The organism is Niallia yueguangensis (assembly GCF_052663115.1).
The window spans coordinates 165,657-189,789 of record NZ_JBQTCX010000010.1; the positions used below are offsets into that span (position 1 = coordinate 165,657).

Consider the following 24,133-nt stretch of genomic DNA (forward strand, 5'->3'; position numbering starts at 1 on the left):
ACTATTATTATTCCCAGCATTTTTAACCGCTTAAGCACGCTTCCCCTCTTTTCTCTCTCCTATGATTTTGATATGATTAACTGTAATCTTTGTAGAGCGGAACTCCGCTGTTAAAACTAGTTAGAATTAATAGATTTGAGGTTGCCTATGCTATCAGCTTTTTACGTAAATAAATTAATACACTTACATACAATTAATAGACAAGATCTTCAAAAAATTCATGAAGATGGAAAACAAGGCTTGCTGGCATGCCCAGTTTGCGGAGAAACCGTTATGCTTTATATAGGAATAGAGAAGACTCCCCATTTCTTTCATCTATCAACCAAAATAGATTGCGAAGAATTTTCCTCTTCCGCTTCAGAAGAAACAGCAGCAGGTAAAGAATATGAAGAAAAAAATGGATTTAGAATTCCAAAATCTCGAACGATTGGCAGTGAACCAGTAAAAACAGGCTATAAAGAAACGAAGCAGCTACAAATAAAAGCACCCTTTTATCAGCCCGTCCCAACTGAGCCTTCCTATAAAGAGAATTATCTCCAATTGCTTCATAAAAGCGGTGTAATGCTTGATCCATCTCAAGCAAAAGCTGTTGCGATTCAAAATGGGCCAGCTTTAGTAGTAGCTGGTGCCGGCAGTGGAAAAACCCGTGTGTTAACAACAAGAGCAGCTTATTTAATACATGAAAAAGAAGTAGACCCATCATCCATCATGTTAGTCACATTTACATTAAAAGCAGCGACCGAAATGAAGGAACGTTTGCTTCAGTATCCTAATATGTCCCAGTCGCTCGTCAATAAAATTGTTTCCGGTACGTTCCATCGTATTCTTTATCAAATATTAATTTTTCATCAACCAGATAAATGGCAGCGGCAAAATTTATTAAGTAAAGATTGGCAAAAAGAAGCATTATTAAAAGAGATAGGCAAAGACTTGAACTTGGATGGAAAAGAGTTTCCTTTTGATGCAGCCATACAGCAAATTGGCACATGGAAAAACTCGTTGCTTTTTCCACATGAAATAACCGCTGCAACAGAATGGGAAGAAAAGGTACTCCCTCTTTATAAACGCTACGAGGAGAGGAAACATCAACAAAACTTATATGATTTTGATGATATGCTGCTTGGTGGATATTACTATTTCCTTGAAAATCCGCATATGTTGGAAATGTATCAAAATCGCTTTCAACATTTTTTATTAGACGAATTTCAAGATATTAATAAAGTGCAATATGAATGGATTAAACTGATTTCGAAAAAAGCAGCAAGCGTGTATGCGGTTGGAGACGATGATCAATCTATATATGCATTTCGAGGAAGTGATCCAAAATACCTTCTATATTTTGAAAAAGATTTTCCAAATGCAAAAGTAATTATTCTTGATTATAATTATCGCTCTGCACATGAAATTGTCACGACAGCACATGCAGTCATCAGCAAAAATAAAAAACGCCGTCAAAAAAATATGATTGCTACCTACTCTGGAAAAACACCAAGGATGTTTTATCCATATGACGAAGAAGAAGAAGCAACCATGATTGTAACAGATATGCAAGAAAAAATAAAAAAGGGATATGAACCGAAAGATTTTGCTGTTCTTTATCGTACAAACACAAGCAGTCGAGCTATATTTGAACGGCTCGCATCTTCCAATCTACCGTTTAAATTAGAACAAAATACCGGTTCTTTTTATAGTCGCTTTATTGTAAAAAGCATGATTGGATATTTAAAACTAACCATTGACCCTGATAACCATGATGCGGTAAGAGATATTCTGCCCTCTTTATTTGTGAAAAAATCTGTTCTGCAGGATATAAAAGCAACCAGCATCTTACAGGACTGCAGTTTATTAGATTGCTTCCTTTCTGTAAAAACCGGGTTTGCCTTTCAAGAATCCCGCTTAAAAAAAATCCCTTCTGTTCTTCATAAATTAAAATATAAGAACCCAGTGGATGCAATCACAATAATAGAAAAAGAACTGGGATTTCACGAGTTTATTACGAAACGAGGAAATGAAGGAAATCAATGGGATAAAGGATCGGATGATATTCGAGATTTAAAGGTAGCTGCAAAAAAGTTCTCTGCAATCGATGAATTTATTGCACATACAGAACATATGATAGCGATGAATACAGAAATAAAAAAACAATATTTACATGCAGACAACACCGTTACATTAAGTACGATTCATCGTGCCAAAGGATTAGAATATAAAGTGGTTTATTTATTAGGAACCGTCGACGGCTCTATTCCGCATGATTATTCACTAGAAGCACAACGTAAAGATGATCCTCTACCGCTGGAAGAAGAAAGGCGGCTTCTGTATGTTGGCATGACTCGAGCACAACAAGAGCTGTATGTATCGATTCCTATGCATATACGTGGAAAAAAGGCAAAGGCTTCACGCTTTTTACCCTCTATTTAAGAAGAAATCTAAACCATTTTATACAAAGTAAAAATGGGGTTCTCTAAGTTCAATAAATCTATCTAGAGCTACCCCTTTTTATTTTGAGTTACTTTTTATTAATCATTTTGGATAAAGTGTTAAAGTCTAATTGTTTCCCGTCTGAAACAATTGATTTTACAATTTTATCTTCAGTTTCTTTAGGCACAGACTTTCCTGCTATCTGGGATACTCGGCGAATTACGCCTCTAACTGTTTTTTCATCTTTAAAATTAGCATTTTGTAAAGAATTAGCTAATTCAAATATATCTTTCATGTTTACACCAGTTTTTGATTCTATATTTTTAAAGAAATTATTGTTCATCCTTATTTTTCCTCCTTCTTAAGCTACTTTATATAGTATGAAGCTTAAGAAAAAAGGTGTAGCTTCCATTTAATAAAAAGTAAAATGCCTATAAGTTTTCACAACCACAGTAAAAAGGATGTCAACTTAATAGCTAACATCCTTTTACCTTTTAAACACTGCAGCCAACAACAAATCTATTTTTGTTGTTGGCTGCAAGTTTTTTTAATTAAAGAAAGCTTACGCCTACAATAATTAATAGTATAAATAATACTACAATCAATACAAAGGAAGAGCCACCATAGCCGCCTCCGTATCCATAGCCGCCGCCATAACCGCCGTAACCGCATCCACCGAAACTCATATATTCTTCACCTCACTTATGCCTTAGTCTCTATTAGCATATGGATAGTGAGTAGCATTGTATAGGCAAGCTACTAATACAGTAAAGAATGTACGATTGTCTTATTAGACATATGGCCAAAAACTGTTGTAGATTTGGATATATTACCTATTTATTCTATTCCTGATCATAAAAGTCAAACGTAATGGTTCCATTATGATCCACCTGTGCAAGAAAAATTTCTTCTAAAACTAAACCTCTTTTTTCTAACGCACTTGCTACCCATTTTTCACTCAAGTTGCATTTATTTAACGCTTTATCATTTATTTTCCCATCCAAAATAATAGAATAAAGTTCTTTTTCTACAGGTGGAGAATCGATGATATCTTCTACTAATACTGGCTGCTTTGGCTTTTTTAAAAGTACACTTAATCCCCCATTCGCTTCTAAAGTGGCAAATTCAACATCTTCCACCCGAAAAATACTTTGTGTTCTAAGCTGCTCTAACAATTCATCTAAACTGTATTTTTCCTTTCTTAAATTATCTTCTATAAGATTTCCATTTTTAATAAAAATAGTTGGAGTACCTTCCACAAAATTACGGAATCGTTTACTTTTTAAAGAAAGATAACTAATAATTACTGGGAAAGTTGTCCAAATAATAATTGCAGTCACGCCTTCTCTCATCTTTAATTCTGAGTCCATAGATAAGGTTCCTGCGATATCACCAGTTGTAATTCCAACTATATATTCAAAAAAAGATAATTTAGACAGCTGTTTTTTCCCAAGAAGTTTCGCAATAAAGAAAAGACCAATGATGATTAAAAAAGAACGAATGAATGTGTTTATGACTTCAGACATTTCGTACGTCTCCTATAAAAAATATTCCACCAAGATAAATATTCAGCCTTTTGGTTTAAAAAGCAAGGCACCGATAAATCCAAATACGATGGCGGCAGATATTCCTGAACTTGTGACCTCAAACATTCCAGTTAAAACACCAATAATGCCATGGACATCAGCTTCTTGCATCGCTCCATGCACGAGCGCATTCCCAAAACTGGTTATCGGAATAGTTGCACCCGCTCCCGCAAAATCTGCAAATGGTTCATATAATCCTACTCCGTCTAAAATCGCTCCAATTACGACCAAAGTTGATAATGTATGAGCTGGCGTAAGTTTTGCCACATCAAACATAAGTTGTCCAATGACACATACTAAACCTCCAATTACAAACGCCCAAAAAAACATGGGGATCATCCTTTGCACCTCCTAGCTTTTTTTTGTTTATTTAAAAAGTTATATTTCAATGGATACTGCATGGGCAATACATGGAATCGTTTCATTTTGCTGAAAACTTAACGGAGATAATAAAGCTCCTGTTGCAACAACTAATATTCTTTTATACTTTCCATTTTTCATTTCATTAAGTAAATGGCCATATAAAACGGAAGCCGAACATCCTGCTCCACTTCCACCTGACTGTACTGGCTGATTTTCTTTATACAGAAGAAGTCCGCAATCATTAAATTTTGTTTCATCTATTTCCCATCCCATTTGTTTTAATAGGGCCATCGCTGTTTCTCTGCCAATTTTCCCTAAATCACCTGTAACAATTAAATCATAATACGAAGCGTCAATTCCTAAATCATTAAAATGGGAAGCGATTGTGTCAGCTGCTGCTGGCGCCATTGCCCCTCCCATATTAAAGGGGTCTGTTAATGCCATATCAATTACCTTTCCAATTGTTGCAGAAGTCGTATATGGCAAGTTTGCTTGATGATTGTTTGCAGTAAGCAAAGCTACTCCCGCACCAGTTACCGTCCATTGTGCAGTCGGCGGTTTTTGTCCCCCGTATTCTGTCGGATAGCGGAACTGCTTTTCAACAGCCGCATTATGACTGGAGGCACCTGTTAATATATTATTTGCACCTTGATAATTGATGATAAAAGAAGCAAGCGCTAAGCCTTCCATAGAAGTAGAACAAGCACCAAATAAACCAAAGTATGGGATTTTTAACGTTCTTGCAGCAAAACTTGTTGGTGTCATTTGATTAATTAAATCACCAGCTAAAAAAAACTCTATATCTTGTGGCTTCACTTCACTTTTTTGCAAAGCAGTTTGAGCAGCTTCCTCCAGCAATAATCTGTGTGCTTGCTCATACGTGTCTTTGCCCATCCATAAATCATCATGAAGTATATCAAAATCGTTTGCTAAATTACCGTTTCCTTCAAAAGGTCCACCAGATACGCCTGTTGATTGAATCACTGGATGATTAGGAAAAAGCCATGATTGTTTTCCTTTAAGCAATTTAAAATCCCCCCAGCTTTATAATAATCGTTTTAATAAGTGCAACAACAAATGCTGAAAAGACACCAAATACTATGACAGACCCTGCAAGTTTAAATATATTTCCACCTACACCAAGCACAAATCCTTCTGTACGATGTTCGATTGCTGCTGATATAATACTGTTTCCAAAACCGGATACAGGTACAGCACTACCAGCACCACCAAACTGGCCGAGACGATCATATATTCCAAATCCTGTCAACAACATAGAAAGGAAAATAACCGTTGCACTTGTTGGATTTCCAGATGTTTGTTCTGTGAAGTGAAAGAAATAAATATACATATAAGCAATTAATTGCCCAATTGTACAAATGATGCCGCCAACAAAAAAAGCTTTCACACAATTTTTTACAACTGGGCGTTTTGTTTCAAACTGCTGTTCTAATGTTTCATATTGTTTTTGCTGTGGCGTTTTTTGCTCCTCTTGTTTATTTGGCATTGTTTTTCCTCCTTTATTTAGGGAAAAGGGGTCGGAGCTACGCCAACTGTAATGGATAAAAAATGAGTGATGGTGCTCTGTAGTATATTTTTTATCCTTACTAAGTTAGATTGGCATCGCTCACGCCGCCTTTATTAGATTTGATTCTTCCTTTTCCTTGTTAGATGGTAAAGACAAGGGACGAGGATCCATATATAGGCCTTATGTCAGTTCATCGTTTAAACGAATGATTTGCTTTAATCTTTTATCAGCTTGTTTGTCCGTATAATTAGGATCTTGCAATTTTTCCCACAATCTTGCTGACTCTAGAAAAATTTTATAATCGCTTGATAAAGTAAAATTTTCATCAGGAAATTTCTTTTTTAGTTTTTCTTTTAATTCTTTTTCAATGCCTTTCATTTTCAATCGATACATATGCTTTACTTTATAAGCAACTAAAATATCCTTTTTTCCTTTTATAACAGCAACATCATATATAGAAGGAACTGCACTTGTTTCCTCTTTTATTTGTTCTACCTTTTTTTGATTTGCTTCATGGTCATTCTTTCCAATAACAACAGGCTGTTGATTTACCATTTTAAACAAAGCCCACCTGCTGTGACTAGAGTATTTTTCACAGCCGGTCAGAATCATGCTGATTATTAGCAAAAAAAAGATTACTGTTTTTTTATTTGTCATATTCTTCCCTTCCTACATATGTAATGGTATCGTTTAATCTTTTTTTATTTTTTTCTATTAATAAACTTTTTATGAAAAATTTTTACTTACGGAATGAACCAATTTTTGTAAGACATAAAAAAGAATTCCTCTATTTTCAGAAGAATTCTTTTTTATCCCATTCTTTTTTAGTGTGAAAACAGGCCAATAAGTGAAGTAGAGAAGATTTTCAACTCAAGTGAATTAGTGCTACAACAAAAGTTGCCGATTGCTGAAACGAGTTCACTTGGACGATTTTTTCCCGCATCCACAGCCTGATTTTTTTTTCTTTTTCTTTTGTGGTATTGTTTTTACTGCTTCTGAACTTTTTTCACTTTTTTTATGATACATTCCCTATCCCTCCAAGCATACATTATCCAAACGCTACCATATACTATGTTTAATAAAATAAGCTTGTGTAAACATCTTGCCTATATTCCTAAAGTTTGCTTATTCCTCTGGTAGCACTCTTTGCAGCAAAGCTTCAATAAGTGCAGCTGCACCTGCAATGGCGAACACAAGCACAAAAGGAGTGTAGACAACAGGAAACAGAAAATATAATAGAGTTAAAAAAATGGCAGACCAAACTCCTGTACACCAATAACAACTAATTAGTTCTCCAAAAAAACTTCTAACCTTACCTGACTTTGGAACATAATATATTTCATCTTGACCAGCTTCGTTTTTTTCTGTTATTTCCTCTAATACTATATTTCGGATAAATTCTGTAATTGTGTCATACACCATTAGTCTTGTGATCCGGAAACTTGCAAGGATTAATAAAATAAAATCCATAACATGTATATTCAATCTTACCCTCTCCTTCTTTTCATATTTTTCCATTTAAAACAAGTGTACCTCAGCCCCTTTCCTCTTTAGGTAAATGCCTAAATTTACAGAAAAAAGGCGTTTGTCCGTAACCCATAAGGACCTTTGGCAATATGTTAGTAGTGTAGTATCACAAAGAAAGAAACAAAATAAGGAGGAAATAAATTATGGGTTGTGGAAAAAAAGACGATATTCACGGTACATCTAGCTGTGTTTGTGAAGTAGTTCGTGCCATTAAAGATATCCAAGATAATGCAGAAGACCGTTGCGAATGTGAAACAAACTGTTTCTCAGAACCACTTGGTTCACTTGTATCACCAACAAGAAGAGAAAAAGCGGATACTCGTGTATTTGTTTTAAAAACAGCAGAAGGAAAACCATTTCACGCTTTCTTTAGAGGAGACGATTGCGCATGTGTGTCTATTTTCTTCCGTGTAGAAGATGTATTTGACAACTGCTGTGCAGTATTAAGAGTTCTTGCTCCTGTGAAAAAAACTCATTCAGGAAGAGAAACACTTGATATTGTAGAAGACTGCTGCATTGATTTAAAGAAAGTTTGTGAAGTAGACGGCTTCCGTCGTACAAGTGACTGCATTACAGTTGATTTAAAATGCTTCTGTGCAGTACAATGTATCGCTGATGTAGATTTAGATATTTGTGATTAATAGGACCAACTCATGGTTATCTTTTATGCAACCAGTCTGTGTAGGCTGGTTGCTTTATACTGCAAGAAGGCGTTCAAAAAGTCCGGGAAAAATAGCTGTCGAATTTCTGCGTCAGTTTGCTTATCCGCTCCTCACGTATTAAATGCATACGCTGCGGTGCTCTAAGCTAAACTTCCTTGAACTTCTCGGCTCTTTTTGTCCTCCTTTTTGAACACTCACTGCAAGAAACTTTCCCTATACACTTTACTCCTTCCCACAGACAATCACCGGTTTTCATTCATTCCATTTTATGCTCTATAATATCCCCTCATGTTAATGGACAACTTAGAAAAAAACTGTTCAATAAAATGTCACTTGTTATCTATTAATTTATCTACCTTAAATAAAGGCTCTGATTTGCAAAAGGTCAGGGAATCCACTCCCTTTCCGCGGACATTCTTTCAAGCCTCCTCGCTCGCATACGAGAGGCCACTGAAAAAGTAAATGCTATAAAATATAGGTAGTGACAATCTAAGCAACGAAGAGGTTTTCGTTTGGTTTTCCGAGGCTTACCAAAATGATGGTCGTTTTCAAACTCTCTATACCATTTTTACCCTAATAAATTTAAGTGTTTCACCTATAATTTATCTAATAAAACACTTTTTCAGTGCCATCCGTATACGATCCTGTGGGGTCTCGTCTTTCTCTCATTTACACAGGAGTCTACGTGTATTCAGGCTGCTGAGTACTTCTTCTCCCATTTTTTACGTAAAAAACAACAAACTTTGAGAAAACAGCCTTTAACAAATAACAAAGTCTAAATAAAAAAACCTTCATCTAATAATAAGATGAGGTTTAAACTTTTAATACTTATAAGCCAATCATTTTTACTTCTTTAATACTATTTAAAGAAATTTTCATAACAGATTCATTCATTAGTTTCAGTTGGACTGATTGCTCATCTTTTCCAATAACAAAACCACGAGCATTATGATTATCTGTCATAATAATACAAGGAACTGGCGGAAGCTGTTTGGGGAAATTCAGAAGATAAACAAGCTTCTCGTCTATACTCATATCTTTAAAGCTTTTTAACCTTCTAAAAGCAGGCTTTTTTGCATCATTGCTATTCCCATCTTCTTGTTTTATATTATATTCTTCAATCTGTTTTTGTACTGCCCCTGGAGTTTCAGTTATATTTGCTGCTATTTTCTCTTTTTCCTCTGTTGCCTTCTCTTGTAGTTGCAATTTCTCTTCAAGTTGTTTTTTTATTAGTGCCTTTTGTTTTTCTTGTTTTGACTTTTTTACTGAATATGAAGCTTGCATCGTATTATTAATAACAGATTGATTGCTCTGTTTAACAAACAACAATGGTGTTTTATCTCCCTTTTTATTCAACATGATGTCACCTCCTAAAAGCACTTATCATTTAAGTAGAAAGGAAATACCTAGTTCTTCCTAATGTATGCAAGTGGCAGTGACTTCGTTAATATACTTATATTAGAATAAAGCTTATCTTATCTCTAATTAAACAAAAAAATGCTCTTTTCGTATAGATTGTTGTTATTTAACCCGCAGCATGAATACACTTCGCTTTCCGCGGACGAGTGCCGAGCCTCCTCGTCGCTATGCTCCTGTGGGGTCTCGACTTTCTCGCTTTTCCCGCAGGAGGCTACGTGTATTCAGGCTGCTCAGTGCTTAGGCCATGTTTATTATTTTATTCAAAAACAACAAACTTTTAGAAAACAGCCAATAAAAAAACTTTATTTTCCCAAATGGAAAATAAAGTTTTTACAAAGTATTATTTATGAAATAATATGGTATCCAGAATCGACATGGATATTTTCTCCAGTTATTCCTCTTGCAAAATCACTGAATAAAAATACTGCTGTATCGCCCACTTCTTCTGGAGTCGTTGTTCTTCTAAGTGGTGAACGTTCTTCAATTTCTTTTAAGATCGAGTTGAAATCACTGATTCCTTTTGCAGATAATGTACGGATTGGACCAGCAGAAATAGAGTTAACACGAATACCGTCTTTCCCTAAATCTGTCGCTAAATAACGTACACTTGCTTCTAAAGACGCCTTCGCAACACCCATCACATTATAATTTCGGATAGCACGCTCTCCACCAAGATACGTTAAAGTTACAATGCTTCCGCCCTCTGTCATTAATCCTTTTGCTTCTTTTGCAACAGCTGTTAAAGAATATGCACTAATATTATGAGCTAATAAAAATCCTTCTCTTGTTGTATTCATATAATCGCCTTGCAGCTCTTCTTTATTAGCAAATGCGATACAATGAGCAACACCATGAATCGTACCTACATCTCCTTTAATTGTTTCAAAACATGCAGCGACTTCATCATCATTTGTAACATCACAAGGAAGAACGATACTGTCATTTGCACCTAATGTTTCCACTAAATCACGAACACTTTTTTCCAACCTTTCACCAGCATACGTAAAAATTAAACGAGCTCCTGCTTTATGAAGAGATGTAGCAATTCCCCAAGCAATACTTCGTTTATTAGCAACACCCATTACGACATAGGTTTTGCCTTTTAATGAAAAAGTCATTTTGTTTCCTCCTATATATTATTACAAGTTATTAGTACCTAGTACTAATTCTACTACAAAAAGAATAAAAAGAAAAGCACTGTTACTATAGGGTTTTTACTTAATTTCCCTAAAATATTCACAATATTATACGTTTGTCCGATTGAATATGAAAAGCGGAAGCGCCTTGATCAGCCCCGAAGAAAAATGTTCTATTGGCTCAAAAAGTGTTTTTTACTTTTAGAGACAAGAGGTTATCTTTCACAGGGGCTAGGCGCTGGAGCTAGACATTAACCTAACTTCAGATATAAATTCTGATACTATAAGAAAGGCGGAAGCGTCCGTTAGCTATGTATAAACCTTTTCTCCAATCTTTTCATTTGGAAATAGCTTTTTAAAAACAATCGGCGTAATAATACAAGAAATAATAGCAACTAGAATAAACATACCGCTCATTTGAGATGTAATGCTATTCATTCTTTCTCCGATCGTCGCAGCGGCAATTACTAAAGATAAGGTCGATGTTAATAAAAATCCGGATGAAACAATTGTTTTTGTGTCATACCACTTTTTTAAATAATAAATCGGTATTAGCTTGCTTGCTAATAACGCTACTAATAATAGCGGGATAAACAACAATAGCATCGGATCTGTAAATAAAGACCAAATATCCATCTTCACTCCAACCATCACAAAAAATATAGGAATTAAAAACCCATATCCAAAGGAGTCTAATTGATGAACTAATTCTTCATTTGGTGACAAAAGGGAAACTAATACCCCTGCTAAAAAAGCACCAAGTATGTTTTCCGCACCAACAGATTCTGATAGAGCTACTAAAAATATAATGAGTGCAAAGACTGCTCTTGTACCTATTTGAACAGTTCCTTTTGATAGTGAAGCTATTAATTTATTGTTTTTGAACCTTCTGCCTGCAAAATATAATAGAACACCTGCAGCAAATAAAATAAGCAGCAGCCATGTATTGCCTTCACTTTCATTAACTGAAGCAAACACAGCTAATAGAATCATTGTCACTAAGTCTACTATTACAGCAACCAGCAAAATAATTTGTCCAATAGCAGTCTTTATGATATTGGCTTCTTTTAAGGTTGGAACAACAACACCTAAAGAGATAGTCGAAATAATAATGGTCATTAAGAAGACACTATCAACAAAACCTGCCAATACAAATACATAGCTTAATAAAATAGAAAGAATAAAAATGCCGATAAAAATGATGAACGAAGCAGAAAACGGGTTAGGCTCCAATTTCCCATTTGGAAGTGTTTCTCTTTTTTTATTATTTGAAAAGGCAGTAAAATCAATTTCCAGTCCACTTAAAAACATTAAAAAGATAAATCCCAGTGTGGACAATGTTTCCAGCCACATATCTTGTTGAACAAGGTTAAATCCACTTTTTCCGATAATTAATCCCATTAAAATTTCTGCCACTACAACAGGGATCACATTCAGTTTAAACCGATGAAGAAGTATCGGCGTTAATAATGCCACAATGATGACAATTACAAGTGACATAACAGAAGCTCCATGGCCCATGTTTATCCTCCTTTCAATATGTGTTTTATAGTAACAAATCTTTTTCTATTTGTCGTTAATCTCACCTTATTCATTAATTTTTAACAATTCATTATAAAAGACTCCATTATTTTCACTGAAAAAATAAAATGAGTTAATTTCATGATTTCTATTATAAATAAGCGTTTACTTCTTCATAAAAGGTTAAAATAGTAAGAACATAATTGTTGTGCTAAAAGGTTTAGTATAAGCTTTATTACATTCTTTCCTATACAATAATATTAAAAATATTGGAGGTTTTTATGAAATTAGACATATTTGGTGATATTCATGGCTGTTATGAAGAATTTAAAAAACTTACTAAACTGCTTGGATATACATGGGAGAATGGTTTTCCTCTTCATTCAGACGATAGAAAACTTGCGTTTGTAGGAGATTTAACAGATCGTGGTCCATATTCGCTAAAAGTAATAGAAGTGCTGTGGAACCTTATGAAAAAGGATCAATTGTTTTATGTCCCTGGAAATCACTGCAACAAACTTTATCGTTATTTCTTAGGACGTAATGTACAAATTAGGCATGGACTCGAAACGACAGTTGCTGAAATACAGGAGCTGACACCAAGTGAGCAGATGAAAATTAAAGAAATGTTTATTGAACTTTATGAAAATGCACCGTTGTATCATCTTTTAGATAATAAAAAATTAATTATTGCACATGCAGGAATTCGCGAAGATTACATAGGGGAATACTCCAACAAAGTAAAAACATTCGTTTTATATGGAGACATTACTGGAGAAACACATGAAGATGGATTTCCTGTACGCAGAGATTGGGCAAAAGAATACGAAGGTAAAGCGACAATCGTATATGGTCATACTCCCGTAAAAGAGGTTCGAATCATCCATAATACGTATAATATTGATACTGGAGCAGTTTTTGGCGGAAAATTAACAGCGTTACGCTATCCAGAAATGGAAATAGTATCTGTTCCTTCAAGTATGCCTTATATCGAAGAAAAATTTCGATCGTTTATTTAATAGCAGGAAAGAAAAGCGCAGGCGCCTTGCTCAGCCCCGAAGAAAAATGTTCTCTTGCCTCAAAAAGTGTTTTCGACTTTTAGAGGCAAGAAGTTATCTTTCACAGGGGCTAGGCGCTGGCCTCTTAAGTACGCAAAAAAGGAAAATCGACTAAATACGCCACGTCCTGTGGCAACGTCGATTGACTCGCATCCTGCGAGCCTGTGGCAACATCGGCACTTGCACATCCTGTACGTCGAAGCTAGACACTAAACTAGGTTAATTTTTCAATAAATTGACCCTATCTTCCTTCACTATTTTAATTTTCCATTAATCAAATCATTCATATCATCCGGCAGAGGAACAGAGAAGGTTAGTTGTTTATACGTAATCGGATGAGTGAATTCAAGCTTTGCACAATGAAGCGCTTGTCTTTTGATTATTTCCCTGCTGCCTCCATATAAATCGTCTCCTGCAAGCGGGTGACCTAAATAGGAAAGATGCACACGAATTTGGTGTGTTCTTCCTGTATCTAAACGAAGTTCCACAAAGGTAAAATCGGGATAGTAGTGACAAACTTTATAACGAGTTCGTGCAAATTGACCGTCGCTGCGAACCTCTCTTTTAATAATACTATCATCTTTACGACCAATAGGCTCTTCAATCACTCCTTCTGCTGCAGGCATTCTTCCTTCAGCAAAAGCGTTATATGTTCGCTTTATCTTGCCATCCTTTTGCTGCTTGCTTAAAAGATGATGGATATGTCTATGTTTTGCTATTAAAACAAGACCAGATGTATCTTTATCCAGCCTTGTCACAATATGAACAGTTGAATGGATTCCTTTTTCTCGGTAATAGCCAACCAATCCATTTGCCAAGCTTCCCGTCGGATGCTCTCTAGAAGGTATAGAGCTCATTCCATCCCTTTTATTAACTACAAGTAAAAAATCATCTTCGTAAAGGATATTAAGTGGAATATTTTCACCCTTTAACCCTTCGCTCGGGTCTTCCTGTGGAAATGTAACCATTAAAAGGTCGTGATGCTGCAGTATATAGCGAACATTTTCTTCTTTATTATTAACCGTTATTTTACCACCCTTAAATTTTATTGCTGTTAATGCAATCTTTGAAATTTCTTTTTCTTTTAAAAAATCTTTAATAGTCGTTTCTTTCTCGTGTTCAGCAATTGACCATTGTAATCGAAATACCACCTATATCTGCTCCTGTCATCACCATTATTCTGAGATAAACGAATCATGCACCCTTTTCCAAAATGGGAATGGCCTATATCTCACAAACCGTATCTTCTCATCAGCAACGCGATATTGAATGGATTTTACATCTTTATGCCCCAAAGTAAGATGGTCTATTGACAATTGGAAATTCTGGCCATTTAACGGTTTTAATACACATGTATGATGGGAAGGCAAAATTAACGGGGAACCAACCGTTCGAAATACACGGTTATTGATGGACGCCATTTCTGCTAGTTGCATCGCTTGAAGCGATGGATGTACAATTGCTCCCCCTAATGCTTTATTATAAGCGGTGCTGCCTGACGGAGTAGAAATACATAGTCCATCTCCTCTAAATGTTTCAAAATGCTCTCCTCTTATTTCCACGTCCATCACAAAAGTACCATCTGTCCTTTTTACAGTCGATTCATTTAACGCCAAATATCTCTCTTCTTTTCCTTCTTCATGATATTGAACAATTACCTCTAATAAAGGATACTCTACATACTGATTAGGATAAGGTGTTTTTGCTATTGCTAGTACGAGTTTTTCTAAATCATCTGGCGTCCAATCTGCATAAAAACCTAAATGTCCAGTATGCATACCAACAAATGCTGTTTTATCTAGACGGTTGCTATACCTGTGAAATGCATATAGTAGTGTACCATCTCCCCCAACAGATATGACAATGTCAGGCTCATCCTCATCATATTCTTGATCAAAATCTAGCAAGTATGTTTTAATTATAGCTACTAATTTATCTGATTTTGAATCCCCTCTTGAGGTAACGGCAAATTTCATTTTATGATAGCTCCTCTTTCACCATTTTAATGGCTTGCTATTTTTTACGATTATTTTTTATTTCCTTTTTACGATTAAAAAATGCTTGTGCTTCCTGTATTTCCCCACGAATTAAGGACATTTCCTTATCAAGACGAAACGCTGCTTCAGCAGCACTCTGCAATCTCATTTGAATGTCCTTTGGGAACTGGCCTTTATACTTATAATTTAATGAATGTTCAATTGTTGCCCAAAAGTTCATTGCCAGTGTCCGAATTTGGATTTCCATCAGAATTCTTTTTTCCCCATCAATCATTTGAACAGGATATGAAATCACAACATGATACGATCGATAGCCACTATCTTTTTTATGTAAAATATAATCTTTTTCTTCTACAATTTCAAAATCATTTCTTTTTCTTAATAACTCTACTACTCTAATAATATCGTCAACAAATGGACACATCATACGCAGTCCCGCGATATCCTGCATCTCTGTTTCTAAATTCTCAAGAGAAATCTCTTTTTCATGGGCTTTTTCTAAAATACTTGCGATTGGTTTTACTCTTCCTGTTACAAATTCAATAGGAGAGTGTTCAACTTCTTCGTCAAATTGACTTCGCATTCCTTTTAATTTAACCTTCAGCTCATCAATCGCTTGTTTATAAGGGGCTAAAAACTGCTCCCAATGTTTCATGAATATAACACCCCAATTTTCAAAGGTTCTAATTATGTTATTGGTTGTAAAAAGGATGTTCAAAAGATCACCAAATTAAAGCATCTAATCTCTTCGTTGGCTTGCTTCTAATTTGTTACCTTTATGCACACACTTAAAGCTTTTTCAGCAATGATCAAGCATGTCTATTTTTCAATAAATACTGCTCCCACTGCATTCTCCATTTCATCACCATAATTACTGTTTCCATCAATATTTTCTACTAAATAATTTAGTTCTTCAAAAAATTGCTCTAATAAAACGTTATGACTTCCATTTGTTAAATAAACTGGCAAGTTTAACTCTTTACCTTCTTTCATTATATTCCACCATTTATTTTCAATCACTAAATAAACATAATAATCTTTTTCTTCTAATAAATAGATAAAGCTAAGCGCATCTGAATCTACGAGCATTTGTCCACTTGCTTTATAGCTATCAAGAAGAATAGATTCCTCTACTCTAAGTAAAAGTTCATTATCTATTATTTCCGAGTTCAATAGTTGTAATTTTTGATTCATTTTTCACCCTCCATATAATGCCCTATTTTACCACATAGATTTAATTTCTCCTAAACATTGCAGTTACAAATGAACAAAGGGATAATAAAGAAAGACTGTTTTCTAAAAGTTTGTTGTTTTTGAATAAAATAATAAACATGGCTGAAGCACTGAGCAGCCTGAATACACGTAGACTCCTGCGGAAAAAGCGAGAAAGACAAGACCCCACAGGAGCATAGCGACGAGGAGGCTCGGCACTCGTCCGCGGAAAGCGAAGTGTATTCAGGCTGCGAGTTAAATAACAACAATCTATACGAAAAGACCGTAAAGAGAAGAAAAAAATGGCCTTCATTTATTAAGGATTAAATGGGAAAAGAAAGGATTTTATTATGTCGCAAAATATCGAAATTGAATTTAAGAATATGTTAACAAAACAAGAATATTTATCTTTAATTGAATATTTCCAAATAGATGAAAAAGATTTTTTCCAACAAGAAAATCACTATTTTGATACCTCCGATTTTTTACTAAAACAACAAAAATCAGCTCTAAGAATTCGAAAAAAACAAGATGCCTATGAATTAACATTAAAACAGCCACATAAAGAAGGATTACTTGAAACGAATAAACTGCTGACAAAAGAAGAAAGTGATATTATTTTTCAAACTGGCAAGATAAACTTCGAACCATTTGTATCCATTTTATTAGGAATGAATATCAATCCGGATAAAATCTGCTACTTTGGTTCCTTAACAACCGTAAGAGCAGAAAAAGAATTTGGAAATGGTTTACTCGTTTTAGATCATAGTTTTTATTTAAACGAAGAAGATTATGAGTTAGAATATGAGGTAAGTGACGCTAAAGAAGGACAAGTTTATTTCGAGAAGTTATTACAATCCTGTCAAATACCTAAACGCAAAACGAAAAATAAAGTACAGCGGTTTTATTTAAAAAAGTATGAACAATAAGAAAAGTGGAAGCGCCGGCACTAGTACATCCTGTACGTCGAAGCTAGACAGTCAAGACAAATAACTTCATGATAGCAATGGAGGAAGTTCATGAGAATTGATACATTAAAAGTGATGCTTGAATTACAAGCACTGCAAAACTTTACATCAGAAAATTCAACTAGCTCTACCGGCTCTCTTTTCCAGGAATTATTAAGCACAGTATCTTCTTCAGACAATGCTTTATTTGCAAACAATAGAAATAGCAATACATCTAATTCTGCAGCGATTTCAGCAAATGCTGCTACCTATTTGCTTCCGAAAAGTTTAACAAAACTTAACGAAACAGTAAATGATTTTCAAGATATTATAAAAAAAGCGGCAGCGACTTATAATGTTCCGGAAAAACTGATCAGCTCCGTTATTAAAGTAGAATCTAATAATAATCCAAACGCAACAAGTTATGCAGGTGCCTCAGGATTAATGCAGTTAATGCCACATACAGCAAAATCTTTAGGGGTTAATAATGTTTATAGTCCGACAGAAAATATTATGGGCGGAACTAAATATTTAAAACAACTATTGACAAAATATAACGGTGACATCGAGTTGGCACTTGCAGCGTATAATGCAGGACCAGGAAATGTAGATAAATATGGAGGTTTACCACCATTTAAAGAAACACAGAACTATGTTGCTAAAGTAAAGCAACACTTCTTAGTTTAACGGTTCCTACGGTTATAATTGCACACAAAGAAATGTCCGTTGTTTTTAACAGTGGGCATTTTTTTGAAAAAAAATCATGAGAATATTCCATATACAGCGAATGTATTGAACCAATTTATATTCCTTTACAAGCTATTTATTTGTACAATTATTTCGGCATTGTTAAAATATATAGGAATAGTAGTTGGGCAATTATCGCGATATTATAAATGATGATAAAAAATACATGTATGCATAAAGGAGTTTTTTGATGGTCGAGAAAATGCCCACACCTTTTGAAGTTATTGGTGAACACACATTAAGCAAACTCATAGATGCTTTTTATAAGCGTGTAGGTCAACACCCTGATCTAGCTCCTATCTTCCCAAATGACTTAACAGAAACGGCTCGCAAACAGAAGCAATTTATGACCCAATATTTAGGAGGCCCTCCTCTTTACACAGCGGAGCATGGTCACCCAATGTTAAGGGCAAGACACTTACCATTTACCATTACGGAAAAGCATGCTCATGCTTGGCTAGCATGCATGCATGCTGCAATGGAAGAAATACAATTAGATCCAACTATCCGCGAAGGACTTTTTTCAAGACTTGCTTTAACAGCAAAACACATGATTAATTCGGAGGAAAATGAAAATAAAAAAGGTGATTACTCGTGATTGAAAAAGAATTGTCTACATCCAACCCGAACACAACCTATGAAATTTGCCATGACAGCAAACCACTTGAAATTTATATGTTTATTGATCCATTATGTCCTGAGTGTTGGGCGTTAGAACCGATAATAAAAAAGCTGCAAATAGAATATGGAAGATATTTTTCTCTAAAGCATGTATTAAGCGGCAGTCTCACTTCGTTAAATCTATGCAGAAAAACCAAATATAAAAGTATTGCGGAGTTATGGGAAAAAACGGCTAGTCGATCTGGAATGTCCTGTGATGGATCTGTTTGGCTGGAGAATCCAATACTATCTCCCTATCTTGCCTCTATTGCACTTAAAGCAGCCGAGCTGCAAGGGCGAAGATCTGGCATTCGTTTTTTACGGAAATTGCAGGAACTCCTTTTCCTCGAAAAACAAAATGTTGCGACATTCGATGTGTTAAAAAATTGTGCAAAAAGTGTCGGCCTTGATGTAATGGAATTTGTTGCAGATATTCATTCTGAAAGTGCTGCAAAAGCTTTTCAATGTGATTTAAAAATTACATCAGAAATGGAAGTAACCGAAATTCCTACACTTGTCTTTTTTAATGAAAATATTGAGGAAGAAGGCATTAAAATTACCGGTTATTATCCATATGAAATATATGTTCAAATAATGGAGGAAATGCTGCAAACGGCTCCGGAAAAGGCAGATCCACCTCCGTTAGAGAACTTTTTACAATGTTTTAATTTTGTTGCATCGAAGGAATTATCCGTTGTATATAATAAATCGATTCAAGAAATAGAAAAAGAAATGAAGAAGCTTCAATTAAAACAATTAGTGGAACAAATACCTGCAAAGTACGGCATGTTTTGGAAGTATGTTAAATAAATTTGGTTTATCAGATAAGAATCTCCCTCAACCTGATAGAAAATGAATAGGTAGAATAAAAGGATACTCATGCCCTATAAAAAATACGTACAGCTTTCATTATATTTATAAAATTATTTTTACAATGAGTATATCCATTTGGGGAATAAAATAAAAAAGGGCTTGCTGTCTCAAGGCAAGGCCTTTTTTATCGTTATAAACAAAGGGGATGGGAGAAATTTTCCACGATCAAACAAAGGGGTATAAGTTTGTTTGTGACAAATTTCACAATTAAACATTATCATAACTATATAGATAACATCAAGCAAATTAAGTTATTATTCATAAAATAGACAAATTTAACTTTTGGCTTGTTTTTGTATTTATTCATATCAGGAAATTTATATACATATAGTAGTTTTAATCATCATTCCTTTTCCCGAAAGGAGCAAATTTTATGAAAAAAATTGTGCTATTTGTTTTTGTATTATTTATTGCTTTTTGTTTTGGATTAAATATATTGGGATTAATGAATCTATTTCCCCTTTTTATCAGTTCCCCATTACTGTTTTTATCCTTATTCCTATTTATTGCTTTTTTAAATAATCGGAAAAAGTTTAAAGGCTTTTATTAAGAAAAGCGGATGCGCCTTGATCCATCTAACTTCAAACGTCTTATTCTTATCTTTTAGGCTATGTTAAAGCTCATTGTTGATTTTTGCACTATGTTGATCTTCGTTCCAGGCGTGAGACTCCTGCGGGAAAAGCGAGTTAGAGGGAGACCCCACAGGCGCACAGCGCCGAGGAAGCTCCCGGACCGCCCGCGGAAAGCGAACGCCTGAAGCGGAAATCAACAGGCAAGTTTAACAAAACCCTCTTTTAAAAAAAGCATGTGAGATTGTTGTATCTCACATGCTTTTTGTTTGTCGACAATCACTTATGATAATAAGCTTTCCAATTCCGTAAGCTTTTCTTCAAATACTTTACATGCATCAATAATCGGCGTTTTGCTCGTCATATCCACCCCAGCTTTTTTCAACACTTCAATTGGATAATCCGAACTGCCCGCTTTTAAGAAATCGATATATCGATCCACTGCTGGCTTTCCTTCTTCTAGGATTTGTTTGCTTAATGCTGTTGCTGCACTAAAGCCAGTTGCATACTGATATACGTAATAATTGTAATAGAAATGAGGAATTCTTGACCATTCTAACCCTATTTCTTTATCAATAGTAATATCTTCTTCCCCAAAGTATTTTTGATTTAATTTATAGTATTCTTCTGTATATAAATCAGCCGTCAACGCTTCGTTATTTTGTGCTTTCACATGAATTAAATGCTCAAATTCAGCAAACATTGTTTGGCGGAATACGGTTGCTCTAAAACCTTCTAAATAATGATTTAATAAGTAAATGCGCTTTTGTTCATCATCAATTGTTTTTAATAAATAATCGTTTAATAATGCCTCATTGCAAGTAGAAGCAACTTCTGCAACAAAGATAGAATAGTTTCCATACGGATAAGGTTGTGTTTTTCTTGTATAGTAGCTATGAACGGAATGTCCAAATTCATGTGCAAGTGTAAATAGGTTATTTACATTATCTTGCCAGTTCATTAAAATATATGGATTTGTGCCATATGCTCCAGAAGAATAGGCTCCGCTTCTTTTCCCTTTATTCTCCTGAACATCTACCCAGCGATTTTCAAATCCTTCTTTTAGAATAGATGTATACTCTTCACCAAGCGGTGCAAGCCCTTTAATCACTAAATCTTTTGCTTCCTCATAGCTGATTTCCATTTTTACATCTTTAACTAGTGGTGTATAAAGATCATACATATGCAGTTCTTCTACACCAAGGACTTTTTTGCGAAGTTTAATATAACGATGTAATAATGGCAAATATTCATTAATGGTCTCCACTAGATTTTCATATACTTGTTCTGGAATGTTATTTCCCGCAAGTGCCGCATGACGTGGGGAATCATACTGTCGTATTTTCGCATTAAACGCATGGTTTTTTACGTTGCCTGTTAATGTCGATGCAAATGTATTTTTAAATTTGCCATATGTATCATACACTGCTTTAAAAGCATCATGACGTACACGCTGATCTCCACTCTCTAAAAAACGAGAATATCTTCCATGAGTAACCTCTACTTCTTCTCCATTTTCATCCTTGATACTTGGAAATTCTAAATCTGCATTATTTAACATGCCAAATGTGTTGCTAGATGCATTTAACACTTCTGATGCTTGTGCAAGCAATGCTTCTTGATCTGCCGATAGTACATGAGGACGCTGCAAATTGATTTCTTCCAACGCTTTTTCGTATAATTTTAATTCTTTCTTTTCTTCTAAAAAGCGTTTAATACTTTCTTCCTCAATGGATAAAATTTCCGGAACGATATAGGCTAATGCACCAGCAGCATGAGCATAAAGGTTTTTAATTCGGCTATCAAATCCTTGATAAAAGCTATTGGTTGTATCCTGGTCATAACGCATATGTGCATATGTATACAACTTTTCTAAACGACTTAATAATGCATCTTGATAAGCGAGCGCATTGTATAAAGTGTCCGCTCCTTCTGACAGCTTACCTTGATATTCAACTGCTTGTTCAGAAAGTTTTTTTACTTCGTCGAATTCTTTCTCCCACTCTTCATCTGTAGAAAAAATATCCTCTAATCTCCATGTGTCTTCAATAGAAACCTCGCTTCGCTGCGGTAACTTTTTTACGGTTGTTTCACTTGTCATAATTAAATCCCCCAATTCTTTATTTAAGAAGAAGTATAAAATTTTTCAACTTAGATGAGTGTCTAGCTCCAGCGCCCTATCGACTTCAACGCTTCCCTCACCTCGTCTACGATAAGTCAACTTCGATTCGCCATTCGGCTCATCGTGTTTCCTTTATCTCTGTAAAAGTACACAATCTAAAACCGCCACGTCCTGTGGCAACGATTGTGTGATCCACATCCTGTGGAACTCATCTTTTTCAGTCGATGAGCAAGGGCGCTTCCGCTTTTCTAATAATACGAAAATTTATTCATTAATTATTCTATTATATGCCTAATAAATCCTGCCTATTTATAAACTTTTTCAGAAGCTACGGTTATCATATGTCATAGTCTGTCTTTTTATTTAGTTAGAGATAAACAATTTATTTATTAAAGCTGCATTTTCTCGATAAAAATTTTCTTCCAACTGACGATTTTTTTCATAATTTGTTTCTATTATCATTTCTTTTTTTAATAAGTAAAAGTAAGGCTTCACTTCTATTAGAATGTTTACTGCGACTAGAAATTTCACGTAATCATAAACAGCTTGCTTCCATGTTATTGCTGATATCATTGGAAGCTTTCTTATTTTTATTTCGAAACGATCAATTCTATTTTGAAATTGTTCTGTAATTTTATGAATGGAGACAATTTTTTTGCCCTTCTCTCCTAAAAAATTATCTAACATGATAAACGTTTGCCAAAATAATGGAGTCGTTTCTATGTGGATATTTGTACGAAGTGGAACGCCAATATACGGTGGTAAAAAATGAGGATTACAATTATTCTTATATAACTCTTTTAAAAATCTATCATTATTTTTCGTCTGATAATGAATATGATGCACCTTCTGTTTTCGTATTTCTTCCATCCAAAGATGTAAAGGAATAGAAGGTGCTGGCATTTTCCATAAAGAGAAAAAAGTCAAGGAGTTTATGGATTGGGTATAGCATGAGGTAAAAACTTGATTAATCGTAATGGGAATGATGGGATGATACAATTGGAATCTTCGTTTAGAGGGACAGTAAGTAGGTAATACATATTGATTATGATACTTTGTGAGGAATTGATAAGAGAATGTAGATAATCGTACTTTATTTCTATTCCAATTTTTCATATTTTTTAATCCTAAAATCCAAATCGGATAAAAGCTTTCTTTACGGTAATTATTTGTTCTTTTTATTAATAATTCAGGCGAAATCTGCGAGCATTGATATTCGATTACGTAATATTTATTTTCGTAATATACACCGATATCTCCACGTTGCTTAATTGAAGGGAAATATGGTTCCAGCATTGGCTGCAAACCTAATCTGTCGAGCCAGTTGTACAGCTGTAATTTGCCTTCTAAATGATATTGTGACTCCGCTTCGGAATTTCCTGAACAAATAGTTCTATTTTCATGCGCAAAATGGGTTAATCTTTTTTCTCCCAACTTTAAAATAACTTTTTCAAAACATTCTGGACAAAAAAATAAATGGTTGGACCGCAGCTTCCGCAAGTATGCTTGATCTATGATTTTATATAAATGAATGGAAGTTCCATCCTCCATTAAAGCTGTAAACACGAATATACTCCCCTTTCTGATTGTCATCATATTAAACAAGCTCTAAAAGAGTATATTCGCTTTTTCCTGCTATTTTCCTTCTTACTATCTCAAACTTCGCACCTTCAAATTCGTTTGCAAATCTTGATAGGACTCGGTTTAGAACAATAAAAAGGGCGGCTTGTTTTTTATTGTTGAGGTTGCTTTCCACTACGGGTTGCTTCGCTTTCCGCGGGGTGG

General features: G+C 34.8%; 24 protein-coding genes and 2 pseudogenes. 8 read left to right on the plus strand and 18 right to left on the minus strand.

Features of this window, described 5'->3' with window-relative positions:
- Positions 1 to 147: 147 nt before the first annotated feature.
- Positions 148 to 2,421, plus strand: coding sequence for a UvrD-helicase domain-containing protein (locus tag ACTYA4_RS11575; RefSeq protein ID WP_445505652.1), 2,274 nt, complete (start codon positions 148 to 150; stop codon positions 2,419 to 2,421).
- An 88-nt stretch (positions 2,422 to 2,509) separates the two neighbouring features.
- Here ACTYA4_RS11575 and spoVIF read toward each other — a convergent pair whose 3' ends face one another.
- The 8 genes and pseudogenes from spoVIF to ACTYA4_RS11615 all read right to left on the minus strand — a co-directional run bounded on the left by spoVIF (position 2,510) and on the right by ACTYA4_RS11615 (position 7,383).
- Entirely contained in the window at positions 2,510 to 2,764 is a 255-nt protein-coding gene (gene spoVIF / locus ACTYA4_RS11580) for a sporulation-specific transcription regulator SpoVIF (RefSeq protein ID WP_443481131.1), read from the minus strand.
- A gap of 208 nt (positions 2,765 to 2,972) precedes the next feature.
- Positions 2,973 to 3,041, minus strand: a pseudogene (locus ACTYA4_RS11585) (YjcZ family sporulation protein); the annotation flags it as partial.
- 222 nt (positions 3,042 to 3,263) lie between these two features.
- A complete protein-coding gene (locus ACTYA4_RS11590; protein WP_443481132.1) occupies positions 3,264 to 3,947 on the minus strand; it encodes a DUF421 domain-containing protein in 684 nt (227 codons plus the stop codon).
- Between the two features lie 42 nt (positions 3,948 to 3,989).
- Positions 3,990 to 4,346, minus strand: coding sequence for a stage V sporulation protein AE (gene spoVAE, locus ACTYA4_RS11595; protein WP_443481133.1), 357 nt, complete (start codon positions 4,344 to 4,346; stop codon positions 3,990 to 3,992).
- 39 nt (positions 4,347 to 4,385) lie between these two features.
- Positions 4,386 to 5,396 (minus strand): stage V sporulation protein AD, encoded by a 1,011-nt coding sequence (spoVAD, locus tag ACTYA4_RS11600; RefSeq protein WP_443481134.1) that lies wholly within the window; start codon positions 5,394 to 5,396, stop codon positions 4,386 to 4,388.
- 1 nt (position 5,397) lies between these two features.
- Positions 5,398 to 5,877 carry a stage V sporulation protein AC gene (gene spoVAC / locus ACTYA4_RS11605; RefSeq protein ID WP_443481135.1) on the minus strand — a complete coding sequence of 160 codons (480 nt, stop codon included), beginning with the start codon at positions 5,875 to 5,877 and terminating at the stop codon, positions 5,398 to 5,400.
- A gap of 201 nt (positions 5,878 to 6,078) precedes the next feature.
- Complete coding sequence (locus tag ACTYA4_RS11610; protein ID WP_443481136.1) at positions 6,079 to 6,555, minus strand: sporulation protein; 477 nt, start codon at positions 6,553 to 6,555, stop codon at positions 6,079 to 6,081.
- A 468-nt stretch (positions 6,556 to 7,023) separates the two neighbouring features.
- Positions 7,024 to 7,383, minus strand: coding sequence for a DUF1360 domain-containing protein (locus ACTYA4_RS11615; protein WP_443481137.1), 360 nt, complete (start codon positions 7,381 to 7,383; stop codon positions 7,024 to 7,026).
- 185 nt (positions 7,384 to 7,568) lie between these two features.
- Here ACTYA4_RS11615 and ACTYA4_RS11620 point away from each other — a divergent pair, with 185 nt between their 5' ends.
- The gene (locus ACTYA4_RS11620; RefSeq protein ID WP_443481138.1) at positions 7,569 to 8,066 is read left to right on the plus strand and encodes a CotY/CotZ family spore coat protein; all 498 of its coding nucleotides are present in this window, start codon (positions 7,569 to 7,571) and stop codon (positions 8,064 to 8,066) included.
- A gap of 849 nt (positions 8,067 to 8,915) precedes the next feature.
- Here ACTYA4_RS11620 and ACTYA4_RS11625 read toward each other — a convergent pair.
- The 3 genes and pseudogenes from ACTYA4_RS11625 to ACTYA4_RS11635 form a co-directional block, all read right to left on the minus strand.
- Complete coding sequence (locus ACTYA4_RS11625; protein ID WP_443481139.1) at positions 8,916 to 9,446, minus strand: CotO family spore coat protein; 531 nt, start codon at positions 9,444 to 9,446, stop codon at positions 8,916 to 8,918.
- Positions 9,447 to 9,850: 404 nt separating this feature from the next.
- Positions 9,851 to 10,624, minus strand: a complete 774-nt coding sequence (fabI, locus tag ACTYA4_RS11630; RefSeq protein ID WP_443481140.1) for an enoyl-ACP reductase FabI — start codon at positions 10,622 to 10,624, stop codon at positions 9,851 to 9,853.
- 339 nt (positions 10,625 to 10,963) lie between these two features.
- A pseudogene (locus tag ACTYA4_RS11635) lies at positions 10,964 to 12,163 on the minus strand (cation:proton antiporter); the annotation flags it as partial.
- A 281-nt stretch (positions 12,164 to 12,444) separates the two neighbouring features.
- Between ACTYA4_RS11635 and prpE the strand changes: the two are divergent.
- Positions 12,445 to 13,182, plus strand: a complete 738-nt coding sequence (gene prpE / locus ACTYA4_RS11640) for a bis(5'-nucleosyl)-tetraphosphatase PrpE (protein ID WP_443481141.1) — start codon at positions 12,445 to 12,447, stop codon at positions 13,180 to 13,182.
- A 293-nt stretch (positions 13,183 to 13,475) separates the two neighbouring features.
- Here the strand turns inward: prpE and ACTYA4_RS11645 are convergent, their stop codons facing one another.
- From ACTYA4_RS11645 to ACTYA4_RS11660, 4 genes are all read right to left on the minus strand, one after another.
- The gene (locus ACTYA4_RS11645; protein WP_443481142.1) at positions 13,476 to 14,372 is read right to left on the minus strand and encodes an RluA family pseudouridine synthase; all 897 of its coding nucleotides are present in this window, start codon (positions 14,370 to 14,372) and stop codon (positions 13,476 to 13,478) included.
- Positions 14,373 to 14,396: 24 nt separating this feature from the next.
- Entirely contained in the window at positions 14,397 to 15,197 is an 801-nt protein-coding gene (locus ACTYA4_RS11650; RefSeq protein WP_443481143.1) for an NAD kinase, read from the minus strand.
- A gap of 37 nt (positions 15,198 to 15,234) precedes the next feature.
- Positions 15,235 to 15,873 (minus strand): GTP diphosphokinase, encoded by a 639-nt coding sequence (gene yjbM, locus ACTYA4_RS11655; RefSeq protein WP_443481144.1) that lies wholly within the window; start codon positions 15,871 to 15,873, stop codon positions 15,235 to 15,237.
- Between the two features lie 164 nt (positions 15,874 to 16,037).
- Complete coding sequence (locus tag ACTYA4_RS11660) at positions 16,038 to 16,412, minus strand: UPF0738 family protein (RefSeq protein WP_443481145.1); 375 nt, start codon at positions 16,410 to 16,412, stop codon at positions 16,038 to 16,040.
- A 368-nt stretch (positions 16,413 to 16,780) separates the two neighbouring features.
- Between ACTYA4_RS11660 and ACTYA4_RS11665 the strand changes: the two genes are divergently transcribed.
- The 5 genes from ACTYA4_RS11665 to ACTYA4_RS11685 all read left to right on the plus strand — a co-directional run bounded on the left by ACTYA4_RS11665 (position 16,781) and on the right by ACTYA4_RS11685 (position 20,207).
- Positions 16,781 to 17,359 (plus strand): CYTH domain-containing protein, encoded by a 579-nt coding sequence (locus ACTYA4_RS11665; protein WP_443481146.1) that lies wholly within the window; start codon positions 16,781 to 16,783, stop codon positions 17,357 to 17,359.
- 90 nt (positions 17,360 to 17,449) lie between these two features.
- Positions 17,450 to 18,064: a lytic transglycosylase domain-containing protein gene (locus tag ACTYA4_RS11670; protein ID WP_443481147.1), complete on the plus strand. Its 615-nt coding sequence runs from the start codon at positions 17,450 to 17,452 to the stop codon at positions 18,062 to 18,064.
- A 250-nt stretch (positions 18,065 to 18,314) separates the two neighbouring features.
- Entirely contained in the window at positions 18,315 to 18,722 is a 408-nt protein-coding gene (locus tag ACTYA4_RS11675; protein WP_443481148.1) for a globin domain-containing protein, read from the plus strand.
- A complete protein-coding gene (locus tag ACTYA4_RS11680; protein ID WP_443481170.1) occupies positions 18,722 to 19,594 on the plus strand; it encodes a ClpXP adapter SpxH family protein in 873 nt (290 codons plus the stop codon). The genes ACTYA4_RS11675 and ACTYA4_RS11680 overlap by 1 nt, the downstream gene beginning before the upstream one ends.
- A 436-nt stretch (positions 19,595 to 20,030) precedes the next feature.
- Positions 20,031 to 20,207, plus strand: a complete 177-nt coding sequence (locus tag ACTYA4_RS11685) for a hypothetical protein (protein WP_443481149.1) — start codon at positions 20,031 to 20,033, stop codon at positions 20,205 to 20,207.
- A 302-nt stretch (positions 20,208 to 20,509) separates the two neighbouring features.
- Here the strand turns inward: ACTYA4_RS11685 and pepF are convergent, their stop codons facing one another.
- From pepF to ACTYA4_RS11700, 3 genes are all read right to left on the minus strand, one after another.
- The gene (gene pepF, locus ACTYA4_RS11690) at positions 20,510 to 22,327 is read right to left on the minus strand and encodes an oligoendopeptidase F (protein WP_445505653.1); all 1,818 of its coding nucleotides are present in this window, start codon (positions 22,325 to 22,327) and stop codon (positions 20,510 to 20,512) included.
- A 384-nt stretch (positions 22,328 to 22,711) separates the two neighbouring features.
- The gene (locus ACTYA4_RS11695; protein ID WP_443481151.1) at positions 22,712 to 23,914 is read right to left on the minus strand and encodes a competence protein CoiA; all 1,203 of its coding nucleotides are present in this window, start codon (positions 23,912 to 23,914) and stop codon (positions 22,712 to 22,714) included.
- A gap of 31 nt (positions 23,915 to 23,945) precedes the next feature.
- Positions 23,946 to 24,133, minus strand: a 188-nt coding sequence (locus tag ACTYA4_RS11700; RefSeq protein WP_445505654.1) for a hypothetical protein, incomplete at its 5' end; no start/stop codon positions are given.